This window comes from 'Prunus avium' virescence phytoplasma (assembly GCF_050916135.1).
Taxonomy (GTDB): Bacteria; Bacillota_I; Bacilli_A; order Acholeplasmatales; family Acholeplasmataceae; genus Phytoplasma; species Phytoplasma ziziphi.
Genome location: NZ_CP069156.1, coordinates 285,716 through 299,413, shown reverse-complemented (window position 1 = coordinate 299,413; position 13,698 = coordinate 285,716). Strand labels below are relative to the sequence as shown.

The window sequence follows — 13,698 nt, the reverse complement described above, 5'->3', positions numbered from 1 at the left end:
TATTACAATAGTAAATTTTAGAATTATTATTTTATTTTTGAATTTATTATCGTCAAGACACTTATTATAAAAACTCTTATTTATTTAAAAATAGTAATTATTTTGAATTAAAATAAAGTTTTTACTTATATTAAGCATGATTTTATTTTTTATCTTTTTATTATCTAGAACATAGAGGTTTATATTTTGTCGATGGAACAAAAAAAGAAAAAAATTATTTTAGGTTTTGGCGCTTTATGTGCCTTTATTTTATTTTTTATTTTAGGTATTTTTATTTATAGAAAAATTTATAAAAAATGCGACTCACATCCAGAACAAGAAGAAATAGATGTAGAAAAAACAATAACCGATTTATGTTCGCTTAATTCTAAATCATTTAATGAATTATTAAAAAAGATATATAGTTTAAAAATATCTGAAATACCTGATGCTAAGAAATTAGAAAATTTAAAAGAATCTCAAAGATATTTAGTGGGTAATTTTAAAGGTAAATTAAATAATTTAAATAATACAAAATCAGGACAATATGATGAATTAAAAATATCTCAAATAAATTTGGGAAATTCAATAATTGAATTAGAACAAGAACCAAAAGAATCAAAAGAATCAAAAGAATTTCAAAAACTTTTAAAAGATAAAAAAACAGATCACGATACAAAATCAGGACAATTAGGTAAATTAATAGATGAATTAAGTAAATTACGAGAATTAATAAGTTTTAATTATTTTTCAAATGAATATGATCTCCGATCAATTCAACGAAATCCTTTTTTAAGATCTTTTTATACAGATATCTATGATATCAATCTAAAAAATAAAGAAATTGAAAAACAGGAAGAGAAAATACAAAAAAAATTAAAACAAAAAGAAACTTTGTTCATTTGCCAAACATTAAGACAAAATTATCTTGAATTAAATAATTTATTATTTAAAAATGATGATTTATCAAATAACCATGATTTAAAAATTGCTTATAATGAAATTTCATATTATTTGCGTTTAGCAATTGAAGCTTTAAATGATTTTGATAGGAATGATTTTTTCATTTATCGAAAAAAGAATAGACAAATTACAAAAGAAGATGAAAAAAGTAAAAAAAACAAAGAATATTTAAATAAATTCTTTGAAAAAAAAGAATCGTTGAAAAAAAAATATTTGGAAAACATTCATGAAAAAAAAAGCATTCATGACAAAAATAAATATTTCGAAAATATAATTGCAAATTATTATGATTTCGAAAATATTTTATCGTATCAAATCAGCGGAAACCAAATAATAACTAGAATCAAAATAATAAATAAATTGACTAATGAAAATATTTATTTTAATTTACCTTCAGGCGGTAATAATTATCCACAACATAATGAATTATCGCAATCAATCTTTAAAATTTTAGACAGCGACGAAAGATATAATGAATTATCGCGATCAATCTTCCTAATTTTAGGCAGTAATGATTATCAAGAACATAAAGAGGAATTAAATAAATTATGGGAATTAATTGGTACATCAGGAATTGTTATAAGAAATGAAATCTAATATTAAAAATAAAAATAAGGTCATCTAAAACTTCATTATGAAGATTAACCGATATCAAACTTTAATATTTAATTTAAAAATAATTTTTTTGTCAAGAAAGGAACAAATATAATGTCAAAGGAAAAAAAATTTTTATTTATAGTCATCAGTTCAATATTTAATTTTATAGTGATTTTAATTTTAATTTTTGTTTATTTTAAATTACAAACAAAATCTAATGATTTACAAAAAAGTATTGAAAACATAAAATTAGAAAAATTGAATACTCCAAGCGAACATGAAGTTAATGAAGACAAAGAAGGAATATTAGAAAAATTTGAACAAGAATTCAAAGAACAAAAGTTTTTTTTGAATGATATTGGATATCCATCTAGTAATTTAAAAGAATTAAATAATATAGAAGACAAAATTAAAGAATTACAAAGCACTTTTAAAACAAATAAACAAGATAAAAAAAGCAAAGATACTTTTGAAAAATATAAAAAGTATTTTACAGATGAATCTAATAGCGTATCAGATCGTAATGAAAAAGCTAATTTTGACGCACTTGCTGAATATATGAGTAAATATCTTAAAATTTGTGAAACAAGAGATAAATATATTTTAGATTTAGAAGAAGGAAATAAAACTCGTTTCAATAAAAGCGATTTACGATACAGAGAAGACAAAGTCCTTAAATTAAGACAATATTTAAATGGTTATGCTTTTTTATTAGAACTAACATTAGACGGAGTTAAACAAATAGAACGTTTAATTAAGTCATCATTTTCAGAAATAGAAAAAAATCATTTAACAGAATTAAAATATATTATTAGTAAAGATTATACAAAATTTTTATTAAATTTAATCCGACAAGAAAGAAGCGAAGTTCTTATTAAGGAACTTTTACATTAAGAAATTTTTACATTGTAATTAATTTTTAATTCGAAAATTTTAAATCAAAAAAAGAAGGAAAATTTATGGAAACAGTTCAGAATCAAAGTCAAAATAAATCTTCGAAATTTAGTTTAGTCAATATAAGTTTTTTAGCATGTTTAATTTTATTAACTTCTTTATCATTTATTTTAGCTGTTATTGTTTTTTTACACTCTTCAAATAAAGAAAATGAGACGGCTAATTTACCAAATCCTTCATCTATGCCTCCATTACCGATTTCTACACCTTTATCTAATAATAATCATTTAGGCGATGTTAGTTCTTTAGTAGAATTATTTACTCCTCAAGAACTTAATAGTGATGGGTTTGACTCGCTAGATAAATTTTTTGGCGCCGACGAAATTAAAGGTAGATTAAATGATTATATACATAGATGGAAACCGGAAAATAAAGATAAATATAATCAGATTACTACAAAAAAATCAGGTCTTCCTTTTCCTAAGGGAATTATTTTTTACGGACCTCCAGGAACAGGAAAAACAACACTTGCTGAGGGTTTCGCTAAAGATTCGGAAATGAATTTTTACACCATTACTAGTGCGCATACATTAAAAGAAATCGAAGATATTTGGCGTAAAGCTAGAAATAATAGCCCTTCTTGTATTTTTGTAGATGAAGCGGAAGAGATTTTGAAATCCAGAGATGAAAAAAATGCGAATTTATTAGAAGATGGAGATGGTAAAAAAACAGATACTTTTTTACAAGAAATTGAAGGGGTTAAATCTGATAAAGAAAGACCGGTTTTTTTTCTTGCAGCTACTAACCATTTAGACAAAATTGATTCAGCTATCCGTTCTCGTTGTGAATCTTTATATGTTGGTAATCAATCAGAAAATCAAAGACTTGGTTACATTCGAATGGTCATCAATGATATGGGTAATTTAAAAATAGAAAAATATGCTCGTGATTATTATATTCCTTTGTTTGTTAATAAAATGAACATAGCTTTAAGAAATCCTGAATTATTCGCTATCGCTATTAAACATGGTTATTATATTCCTGCTTTAGGGACTACTGAGATAAAAGGAATATCTAACCAAGATAATCCTGGTGGTAATTTAGAAACTTTAGATGATAAATTAAAAAGACAAGATTTAGCATTCAAAAATGCTAGAGCCAATAACATAAAAATTAATGATTTATATCAAAATGCTTTAGATAAATTTAATAATGAAGAAGACGCATGTAAAACAATCCTTGAAGACACAATAGGATGGAAAAACTTTGAATTAAAAGTGAAAGAAGCGAATGATAAAAAATTACCTTTATATGATATTGAAACTTTAGAAAAAGTTAAAAAATATTTTTATGATTTAACTTCAGGACGAAAAATGAAAGCCATGATGTTGAATGTAGCTGAAAAAGCTGTTCGTCGTGTAGAACGTAAAAATAAAGGAGTACTTGAAAATAAAAGAATACCGATGCAAATAGAAATTACTGATTTAGAAGAAACTTTTAGAGAATATTTCGGAAATCAACTAGAGTTTGAAAAAATTAATACATATTGTAATGAAATTACAGAGAAACAAACAAAAAAATTTTAGGATCCAACTACAAACAATAAAACAAAAAAATTGAGGATCTAAAACAATAAAGATATGTCCATTTTGATAAAAGGAGTTATGAATGCAAAAACAAAAGATTTCAAAATATTTGAAAAAGTCTTTGTTGTCTTTTTTACTTTTTGTTTTTACTTTTTCTTTTTTAATTTTCTTTTGTCATTTGATATACGGTTCAGAAAATGAACAAGAAGATCTTAACCAAACACACAAAAAACTTTATCAAAAACAAGAAGATAACTGTATTCAAGAAACAATTCAAAGAAAAGAAAAACTTTTTGAAATGTTTTATGATTTTAAAGAAGATATAACTCCAATGTTACAAAGTTTTGAAAAAGGCAAAGAGTATTATGATAAATTACCTAAAGATCAAAGAAAAGAAATTTTTGATGAGTTTTTGGAGTATTATCGAGAATATGAAATATCGTATATAGATCATTTGTGTACCGAAACATCCAACGAAGAAGAAATAAAAACATTACAACAAAGAAAAAAAAATTTCAAATTATTAGAAAAAAAAGATTTTTTTTTAGATCCTAATGTCAGAGAATTAGGATTATTTCAAAATTATAAAAGTAAAAAATACTGTAATACATATAATAATTTTTTTTATTATTTATATTTTGATTTTATTTTAAATACAAAACTAAATCGTAAATATGATTGTCCAAATGAATATGAATTATGTCATCCAGAACAAATAGATTCGGATAATTTAAAAAAAAGAACTCAACTTTTTAGTTATCTACCAGAAGTGACTAATTTACAATTTAAAATAGAATATTTAAGATACTTTTATAAAATATTAAAGGAATTTGACCCATATTATACTGGATATAATTTTATCACACATGATGAAACACATAAATTGCAAGAAGATTTTTCAAATTTAATAGATCAATGGGTTAACGAATATAAGAAAGAAAAGGAACCAAACAGACGAGAAAAATTAGCAAATCTTTTTGAAAATAATAAAGAATTTATTAAATATTTAGATCCGATAGATGAAAAATTAAAAGTAGAACGTAAAGAAAAATTAATAAATGATTTTGATAAAAATTTAGAAAATACAAGAAATTTTTTAAAAGAAATGTTAAGTTCTCCTAGTCGTAAAAAACAAGATTTTCCAAAAGAATTTCCTTCTAAAACAAGTTTAAATAATATTTTATTAAGTCCCGGTTTGAATAAAAAAGAATTAATTGAACATATAATCCATAGAAACGATGAATTAATGAATAAGGATTTATTAAAATGTGATTGTAACTTAAAAAACTATTTATATCAAATGTATGTCGATTATAGTGTTTTTGTTTTTCATTCTAGTTGTCTTTGTACAGAAAGTGAAAAAAAAAAATTAGGTTATATTATTAATGATAAAAAAAAAAATTTAACTTCTGATAGTTTGTCTGAAAAAAATATTTTAACAAACATTAAAACAAAATATGAAGGGAAATATAAATCAAAATCAGAGGAACTTAATGAATACTTGTCGCATTTAAAGAAAGAATTAGATTATCAAACACAAGATATCGATCATAGATATTCAGATCCTTCTATAAATCCGTCGTCGCAAGAGAACAAACAATTTTTAGATACAGCCTCTTTAGGTGATGATTTAAAAACTATTTATTTACAAAACCCCGAAGATTTAAAAGATCAACTACAATTTCAACTTAATAAAATCGTAGAAGAATATATTGAAGCTCCTTTTAAATTTTATGGCGATGAAATAAAAACAACTATTGATGAAACTCAAAATTTAATTGATTTTATTAATGTTTCGGATAAAGACACATTAGATTCAAACAAAAAAAATTCAATAAACGAACAAATTAATTCTTTAACTAATGAAATTGAAGATAAAAAACAACAACAAAAAAATTCAAATATTCAATTATCAGAAAAACAACGAGTTTCATTACAACATGAAATTAGAAATAAAACTCAACAGAAAACAAATTTAGAAATAAAATTAAAAGAAAATCCTCATCATAAATCGCATCCTCTTAAAAACAATTTAGAAACTTTGACCAAAATATATTTATCTAAAATGACTGAGTTTATAGATAATTGGAATATCATTGATGCAAGAATTCAAACTTATAAAGATTATTTTAAATTTAAAGAAGAAACAATTTTAAATCCATATTTAAATATTATTAGTGATTTACAAATTCAATATTATCGATTAGTAACGTCTATTTTAAAAGATATAGAACAAAATAATGTTAATGTAAAAAAAGAAGAGCAAGAAATAGGCAACTCGTTTATACAAAACACAAATTTTTCATTGACTTCAACAGAATTAACTAAAAAAAATATAGATGAACAATGTGACCTAATAGAAAAACATTTAACTCGTATATCTTGTACAGACACACAAGATTTTAATTGGTCTTTGCATAATATTGAATGGATTGGGCAATTTTTAAATAATTATAAAAAAGCTTTAATAGAAAATTTTCGAAATCAGAATTGTAATATAAAATTGGAAGAAAGCACTGATTTAAAAGAACAATATTCGAACGAACGTCAAAATTATGTTCGAAAAAGTTTTCAAGAAATGCAAGAACCGCAAAATATTAATGAAGATCATAATATTGAATTGAATAAAATATTATCCGAATTAAAAGAAGAATTTAAAAATTTTGAATTTAATCAAGGTATGACGAAACTAGAAGTTAAAAATAAAAAAGATGAATTAGAACGAAAAATTTATACACCAGTTGAAACACAAAATTTTAAAGATTATTCTCTCCGATCTCAATTACGACTTTTACAATCACAATTATATTATTTAAAATTTCAAATTCCGGAAAATAACGAAAAATTAAATATTTTGTTTAACTATATAGGAGAACCTCATCTATTAGATTCGAACATACAAATGTTTAAAAAAGCTATGGAAGAATTAATCAATATTGTGGAAAATCAACATAAAGAAGAAAAACAAATAAGAGAAGTTAATATACAGATTGAAAAAAACAAACAACATTTATCTAAATTAGATCAAAATATTCGATATTATTCGAATCAAAATATACAAGAAAAAGAACAAAATGAAATAAATACTAAAGATACACAAACTCAATTGCAAAAACAAATTGCTTCTTTAACTAATGAAATTCAAAACAAAACAGATGATTTAAATACTAAATTACGAGAAAAAGAACAAAATGAAATAAATGCTAAAAATACACAAACTCAATTACAAGAACAAATTGATCCTTTAACTAAGGAAATTCAAAACAAAACAAAAGAAAAAGAACAAAATGAAATAAATACTAAAAATACACAAACTAAATTACAAACACAAATTGTTTCTTTAACTAATGAAATTGAAAAAAAAACAAAAGAAAAAGATGATTTAAATACTAAATTACGAGAAAAAGAACAAAATGAAAAAAATGCTAAAGATACACAAACTCAATTACAAACACAAATTGCTTCTTTAACTAAGGAAATTCAAAACAAAACAGATGATTTAAATACTAAATTACGAGAAAAAGAACAAAATGAAATAAATGCTAAAAATACACAAACTCAATTACAAGAACAAATTGATCCTTTAACTAATGAAATTCAAAACAAAACAAAAGAAAAAGAACAAAATGAAATAAATGTTAAAAATACACAAACTCAATTACAAAAACAAATTGATCCTTTAACTAATGAAATTGAAAAAAAAACAAAAGAAAAAGATTATTTAAATACTAAATTACAAGAAGAAAAACAAAAAGAGACAATTGCGAAAGAAAGACAAAAAAAATTACTAACTTTAATTGATTTATTAGAAAAAGAAAAAGGAAATAAAAAAAATGAAAAAATAGATTTAGAACAAAAATTAGAAATTAACAAAAAACAATATGCTTCTTTAACAATTAATTATGAAGGCAAACAAAATTCTTTTAAAAACACATTAACTAATTCATTTAAAAAAAATTTTACTAATGAAACAAATGCTTTTGAACCATTTGAACCATTTAAAGATGTTTTTAAAAATTATAAATATAGTAATGCAAAATCATTTCCTTTTGTTGAAGTGAAATTTAATTTTATTGATTGGTTAAATAAATTGATTAAAGAGAAATTTCCTAATAATGAACAAAATCCTTCAAATCATACAACTTATTATGCATCCGATCAAATAAATATTGATGTGTATCTTCCTTATTTTCAATACGCTAGTTTTTGTTGGTCGTTAAATGAATACTTCGATTCCAAATATAATAATAAATATTTCTCCGGAACAAATATAGAGTAAATTACTAATGAATAATCATTTTATAATAAAAAATAAAAATTATTTAATCTGTCTTTTATGGATATTTGCTATAAATTTTTGTTTATCGATTTTTTTATATACAGAGAATCGTGTTCTAATTAATAATTTTTTTTCTGAACTATTCGATATTAATTCTGAGGATTCTTTAGAAGGCGAGATTTATTTATCTGAAGATAAAATTACAAGTTATCATGAATCAGGACATGCTATTATAACTCTTTTGTATCCTGAATACTTTGAATTTGTAGGGGTTACTATTAAACCTTATGGAGCTATTTTAGGTCATTGTGATTTTCAAATTAAAAAAAGAAATTGGCAAGCTGAATCTTTAGTTTCTTTTGGTGGAACGTCATCTGAAAGTCTATTAGCCAAAAGAAAACAAATTCCCAAAGATAAAGTAGGTAAGGGTTCAGGTAGTGACCACGCTAATGTAAGTTTTTTAGTTCAAAGTCATTCTACTACACCAGAAAAAGATTATGATCGTTTACATAAAGAATGTCAAAAATTAATTGAATTAAATCAAACTACCTTAACTAAAATTGCTGAAAAATTATTTATTAAAAAAACTTTATTATTAAAAGATATCGAAGATATTTTAAAAAAATACCCTTTACAAAAAAACATCTGAAAAAAATTATATCCTAAAAAAAGAGTATAAAAAAAACTAATAAAGACAAAACATGAAACTTTTATTTGAAATAACCTAAAAATCAATTAAAAATATATAAAAAGATTATTATTTTTGGACTTATTCAAAATATGGCACTTTATTTTAAAATACTTTAAAAATTATTAAAAATATTTCAAAGATTATCAATATTTGATAGTCTTTTTTTTATTAATTTTTTTAATTAAAATTATTTTTTAATAAACATATATAATTTATTTTTTTAACTACAATTTTTATATGAAATAATAAAAAAGATTAAAATTATTATTTTTAAAGTTAAAAAACTTTTTTAACTTTAACTTAAATGAAATTAATAAAGGAATTAAACCTCAAATATTAAACCTCAAATATGAAACCTCAAACAAAAAAAATATGTCTTTGGGCAATTCCTATAATAATTTGCCCTAATTTTTATTTTGATATTAGGAAATTGGCGTTTCACTAAACCAAAAACTCCAAACACTTCTGCTATAGAAGAAGTAATTAAAGAACCGAAAAAAACAGAAATAATTTACCAATCCAATTGTCAAACAATAAAATATATCTGTGAATTTAATCCATCTACGGGAAAACAAATTAAATCAACTAATTTTCAATCCGATGGTCGAACAGAGCAGCGAAAAATACATCTCTGAATTTGAACCATCTACTGGAAATAAAATTAGAACAACTTATTATAATTATGATGGTCCAATAAGACAAAATTAACTTGAATAAGTTTTTTTTAAAAAAACTAAAATAAAGTAAATATAAAAAAATCAAATCAAAGAATTAAATTATGATATCAACTGTAGTTAGTCTAAATTGGATCACTTTTTAGTCTATTTTAATTATACAAAATAACCATGTTGTTAGAATTTTATCAAGTAAAAATTACGATCATTCCTTTAAAATCCTTTTTTATAATATAAAAGATAATTTGATAAAATTTTTTTAAAATGTTTTTTTTATTATCTATATTTTTTTAAAAAAATTATATTTTTAGACAACAAAAAAATAACCCTTTAAAATAAAGAGTGGGTTATTATTGTTATAATGTTAATTTTCTATTTTTTATTATTATAAAAATGTCTTATATTTGTGTTTTTTAAATATAGTATTTTTTGTTTTGTGGATTTTTAATTTTTAGAAAATGTAAAAAGATGATGAACTATAGCTTGCTTACGTGCACCTCCACTTTTTTTTATATAGTCAGTTATATATTTTATAATAATTTTTATTATATTACTGCTTACAGTTGTTATTTTTATTTTGTCCGCTTGTTCTCTTGGTTTTGCTTTTATTTTTTGAGTTTTGTTTTTATATTTGGCCGTTTTTTTATTTAAATACTTATTTTTATACTTTTATATATTGTAAAACCTATCGTAGATAACTATGATTCCTATTAGTATTCTGTATAATTATAAAAAAGATATGTTTTTTTGTTTCGTTGTAGTTGTTTCCTTTATTAGAATCACATATTTTTTTGTGTTTCGCCATCAAATTTTAATTTATTAACAAAAAAATCTATAATTTCATTTAAGTTATACATTTTCTTTTTTATTTATTTTTAAGTTGTTCTTTTGTTTCCTACATGTATTTCTCTTTTTTTAAACATAAAATTGGGTTTAATCTTTAATTTTGATTAACTTAATAACATTTTTGTGTTTAATTGTGTTTTATTACTTTTTTACCTATATTTATATACATTTTTTTATTTACGTTTTATTTTTTTATATAAAAATATAATTAATTTGTATTTTTTTATGCTTTGTTTATATAAATTTTTATATTTTTGTATAAAATAATAAATGTTTTAAGTTCTAATTTAATTTTTTGTTTTTTTTTTTTTTTAAAACGAGCGTGTGTCTCGTTTTTTTGTTATATAGGCTTTATTTTGATTTGTTTCAAAATATAGATACATTTAAATGTATCTATATTTTGAACTTCTTATTTTATTCATCAATTTAAATTTTTGTTATTTGCGTACTATTTGTCCTTGTAAATCATTATTAATTTCTTCTTGACGTTCTAGATTTGCATTTGTTGTGTCTATTGCGTTGTTTAATTGTTTTTGTGTTGAATCCACTTTTTTGTTTGTTTTTTCTTGTTCTTTACCTTGTTCAGTTATTTTTTCACCTTGTTTTTCTATTTTTGCATCTTGTTCTTGTGATTTTTCACCTTGTTGTTTTTGTGTTTTTTTTATATCATCTTGTGTTCCTCCTATTGAGACTGTTCGTTCTTCAAGTTTGACTAAATGAGTATTGTGGTCTTGTAATGTATCTTTTATTTCAGTTATTTGTCCGCCTTGGTTTGTTTGTGTTTCTTCTTGTGTTTTTTGCGTGTCAACTACTGAATCTATACGTTTGTTTGTTTCTTGTTGTACATCATTTTGGATTCGTGTGTTTTCTGCTTCTATTTCCATGCTTCTATTTCCATGCTTCTATTTCCATGCTTCTATTTCCATGCTTCTATTTCCATGCTTCTATTTCCATATTGTCTTTTATACTTTTTATAATGAAATCCAAATGAACCGATTTTTGTATCTTGCCCTTTAACTGTTCCATCTATTTCATTTAATTTGGTTGTTTGCCCTTTTACTGTTAAATCTATTTCATTTAATTTTGTTATTTGATTACTTACTGTTTTATTTATTGCATCTATTGTATTTAATTTTGTTGTTTGACCTTGCACTGTTGATTCTATTTCATTTAATTTTTTGATTTGGTTGTTTATATTTTGATTTTCTGTTTCTATATTTTCATTTATTTTTTCTATAACGCCATTAAATGTTGTGTTTTGTTTATTTATATTTGTAGTTAATGAACTGATTTGTGAACCTTGTTCGTTTGCTGTTGCATTTAATGTATTTAATGTTGATGCTTGGTTGTTTACTGTTGTATTTAAATTAGTTAATGTTGTGCCTTGGCCTTCTACTGTTTTAATTAATTTTGTTATTTTTGCGCTTAAATCTTCATCTGATTTTGTTGCTGTTTCATCTTGATTTTCTTTTTTGTCACTTGGTTTTTTTACACTTTCATTTGATAAATTTATTTTTTCAATAATTTGTTTTGGTCCGCCTTTTTTTACATTTTCATTTAATGAATTGACAGCTTTTTCTAAATCTTTAGCTTTAGTGTTCATATTACATGTATAACAAATACTAAAAATAATTACCCCGATAATAATATTAGTAGCGATACACGCCCATATTCTAATTTTTTTTATTGATAATTCGATGATATATCATTCTTCCTTTTTATTTTTGTTTTTTTAATTAATAAAAAATTTTTATTTTTTTATTAATTTTATTTATTGTTTTAAGAATTTTTTTTAAATATTCATTTTGAATATTTAAATTTGTATTTTGAATATTTAAATTCGTTATTAAATTATTTATTTTTTTTGAATTATGCCGTGCATAAATAAAATAAAAGCTAACTAATACCAAACTTAAACTTGTAATACAATAAGTTATTATTTTTATTGTTTTTGATGTTTCCATGATATCTTATTTGCCTTTTATTTTTTTATATAACCTAAGCGTTTTTTTAATTTAAGGAACCGAACCAAAATTTAAATATATATTTTATTAGCGTGCTAAAAAAACAAACAAGAAATATCGCGAATACTCCATGAGTATAAATGGCTTTACGTACTTGTTTATAAGTGTTTTTTGTTCTCCAAAATATAATCATTTTTTCTGGCGGATTCGCCAAATGACTCGCTGTGTTTTTAAGTTTTTCTAATGTGAGATTTTCATTTTCGTTTATCGGTCTTATAGGGTCTTTTATTCCTTCAAAATAAACTCCCATGAGTGTATAATTGTTATCACTCTTTTTATCTATTTGAAGAAAACGGTGTTTAGTCATGTGCTTACCATCTGTAAAAATATTTTCTGAATTATACCCCATAAAATAAATGTTTATTGTTTTTTGATATTCATCTTTCAAATATTCTTTGACTGTTTCCATTTTCGTGTCACTGTCAAAATATACATTTTGTATTTCCATTTTTTTAATCTCTTATACGTTCTTTTATTTTTTTAAACATAGTTTTCTTTATTTTTTGATTGTAATATTAAAAAATTAATTTTGAGATTCTTTTGATAATTTAGAGATATGACCACAAACTTCGATATTATAGAAAACAACAAAAATCATATATCCTACAAATAGCCATCTATAAAATAAGATATAGTTATTAGATAACGAAAAGTCACTAACATAAGAAATTTGTTTAAATAAGAGATCGTAAAAAGGAGAAGCCATCACATTATTTTTAATAATGTCTGCAGATAAGAAAATATTGATAGTTTCATGACATAAAAAAGTCACTAATAAAAACAATAATGGACTAATAAAAAAATTTAATAATAATAATTTTAATATAGGTGAAAAAAAAGCATGATTTTGATTATTCAGTTGTTTTTTCACTAATGAATTTTGTTTAGGACTAGATTTGATAACGGTATTTTCATCCATAATTTAAATTTCCTTTCTTTAGTATCAATATTTTTTTATTATACTAATGGTAATTAGTAATTAAAAAAACAAAAATTACTACAATATATGTATACCAAAAAAAAAAAAAAACAATTTTTATGTGCTGTCAATAAAAAAACCAAACTTAATTATTAAAATTAAGTTTGGTTTTTATGATAAGCATGAATTAAGTTAAAATAAAAATCTTTAATTTTTAGGTATTTGAAATCATGTTAACTTATTTAG

General features: G+C 22.5%; 11 protein-coding genes. 7 read left to right on the top strand and 4 right to left on the bottom strand.

Annotated features, from left to right (window positions below):
- Window positions 1-192: 192 nt before the first annotated feature.
- The 7 genes from JNO41_RS01365 to JNO41_RS01335 all read left to right on the top strand — a co-directional run bounded on the left by JNO41_RS01365 (window position 193) and on the right by JNO41_RS01335 (window position 9,697).
- On the top strand, window positions 193-1,539 hold the full coding sequence (locus JNO41_RS01365; protein WP_121464111.1) for a hypothetical protein: 1,347 nt from the start codon (window positions 193-195) through the stop codon (window positions 1,537-1,539).
- A gap of 111 nt (window positions 1,540-1,650) precedes the next feature.
- The gene (locus JNO41_RS01360; protein WP_121464110.1) at window positions 1,651-2,433 is read left to right on the top strand and encodes a hypothetical protein; all 783 of its coding nucleotides are present in this window, start codon (window positions 1,651-1,653) and stop codon (window positions 2,431-2,433) included.
- Window positions 2,434-2,498: 65 nt separating this feature from the next.
- Window positions 2,499-4,019: an ATP-binding protein gene (locus JNO41_RS01355; protein WP_121464109.1), complete on the top strand. Its 1,521-nt coding sequence runs from the start codon at window positions 2,499-2,501 to the stop codon at window positions 4,017-4,019.
- An 82-nt stretch (window positions 4,020-4,101) separates the two neighbouring features.
- Window positions 4,102-8,298, top strand: a complete 4,197-nt coding sequence (locus tag JNO41_RS01350) for a hypothetical protein (RefSeq protein WP_121464108.1) — start codon at window positions 4,102-4,104, stop codon at window positions 8,296-8,298.
- Between the two features lie 7 nt (window positions 8,299-8,305).
- On the top strand, window positions 8,306-8,947 hold the full coding sequence (locus JNO41_RS01345; RefSeq protein ID WP_121464107.1) for a hypothetical protein: 642 nt from the start codon (window positions 8,306-8,308) through the stop codon (window positions 8,945-8,947).
- A gap of 458 nt (window positions 8,948-9,405) precedes the next feature.
- Window positions 9,406-9,624 carry a DUF2963 domain-containing protein gene (locus JNO41_RS01340; protein WP_161554987.1) on the top strand — a complete coding sequence of 73 codons (219 nt, stop codon included), beginning with the start codon at window positions 9,406-9,408 and terminating at the stop codon, window positions 9,622-9,624.
- A complete protein-coding gene (locus JNO41_RS01335) occupies window positions 9,590-9,697 on the top strand; it encodes a DUF2963 domain-containing protein (RefSeq protein WP_121464105.1) in 108 nt (35 codons plus the stop codon). Before JNO41_RS01340 ends, JNO41_RS01335 begins: the two co-directional genes overlap by 35 nt.
- Window positions 9,698-10,946: 1,249 nt before the next feature.
- On the opposite strand, the gene JNO41_RS01330 is transcribed toward JNO41_RS01335, so the two are convergent.
- From JNO41_RS01330 to JNO41_RS01315, 4 genes are all read right to left on the bottom strand, one after another.
- A complete protein-coding gene (locus JNO41_RS01330; protein WP_121464104.1) occupies window positions 10,947-11,393 on the bottom strand; it encodes a hypothetical protein in 447 nt (148 codons plus the stop codon).
- Between the two features lie 32 nt (window positions 11,394-11,425).
- On the bottom strand, window positions 11,426-12,112 hold the full coding sequence (locus JNO41_RS01325) for a hypothetical protein (RefSeq protein WP_121464103.1): 687 nt from the start codon (window positions 12,110-12,112) through the stop codon (window positions 11,426-11,428).
- A 407-nt stretch (window positions 12,113-12,519) separates the two neighbouring features.
- On the bottom strand, window positions 12,520-12,981 hold the full coding sequence (locus tag JNO41_RS01320) for a hypothetical protein (RefSeq protein ID WP_121464101.1): 462 nt from the start codon (window positions 12,979-12,981) through the stop codon (window positions 12,520-12,522).
- Between the two features lie 75 nt (window positions 12,982-13,056).
- A complete protein-coding gene (locus tag JNO41_RS01315; protein ID WP_121464100.1) occupies window positions 13,057-13,452 on the bottom strand; it encodes a hypothetical protein in 396 nt (131 codons plus the stop codon).
- Between the last annotated feature and the right edge of the window lie 246 nt (window positions 13,453-13,698).

Bases quoted from the DNA above. Each gene is read 5' to 3' on its own strand.
- JNO41_RS01365 (WP_121464111.1), top strand. From the start codon at position 193: ATGGAACAAAAAAAGAAAAAAATTATTTTAGGTTTTGGCGCTTTATGT.
- JNO41_RS01360 (WP_121464110.1), top strand. From the start codon at position 1,651: ATGTCAAAGGAAAAAAAATTTTTATTTATAGTCATCAGTTCAATATTT.
- JNO41_RS01355 (WP_121464109.1), top strand. From the start codon at position 2,499: ATGGAAACAGTTCAGAATCAAAGTCAAAATAAATCTTCGAAATTTAGT.
- JNO41_RS01350 (WP_121464108.1), top strand. From the start codon at position 4,102: ATGCAAAAACAAAAGATTTCAAAATATTTGAAAAAGTCTTTGTTGTCT.
- JNO41_RS01345 (WP_121464107.1), top strand. From the start codon at position 8,306: ATGAATAATCATTTTATAATAAAAAATAAAAATTATTTAATCTGTCTT.
- JNO41_RS01335 (WP_121464105.1), top strand. From the start codon at position 9,590: ATGGTCGAACAGAGCAGCGAAAAATACATCTCTGAATTTGAACCATCT.
- JNO41_RS01330 (WP_121464104.1), bottom strand. From the start codon at position 11,393: ATGGAAATAGAAGCAGAAAACACACGAATCCAAAATGATGTACAACAA.
- JNO41_RS01325 (WP_121464103.1), bottom strand. From the start codon at position 12,112: ATGAACACTAAAGCTAAAGATTTAGAAAAAGCTGTCAATTCATTAAAT.
- JNO41_RS01320 (WP_121464101.1), bottom strand. From the start codon at position 12,981: ATGGAAATACAAAATGTATATTTTGACAGTGACACGAAAATGGAAACA.
- JNO41_RS01315 (WP_121464100.1), bottom strand. From the start codon at position 13,452: ATGGATGAAAATACCGTTATCAAATCTAGTCCTAAACAAAATTCATTA.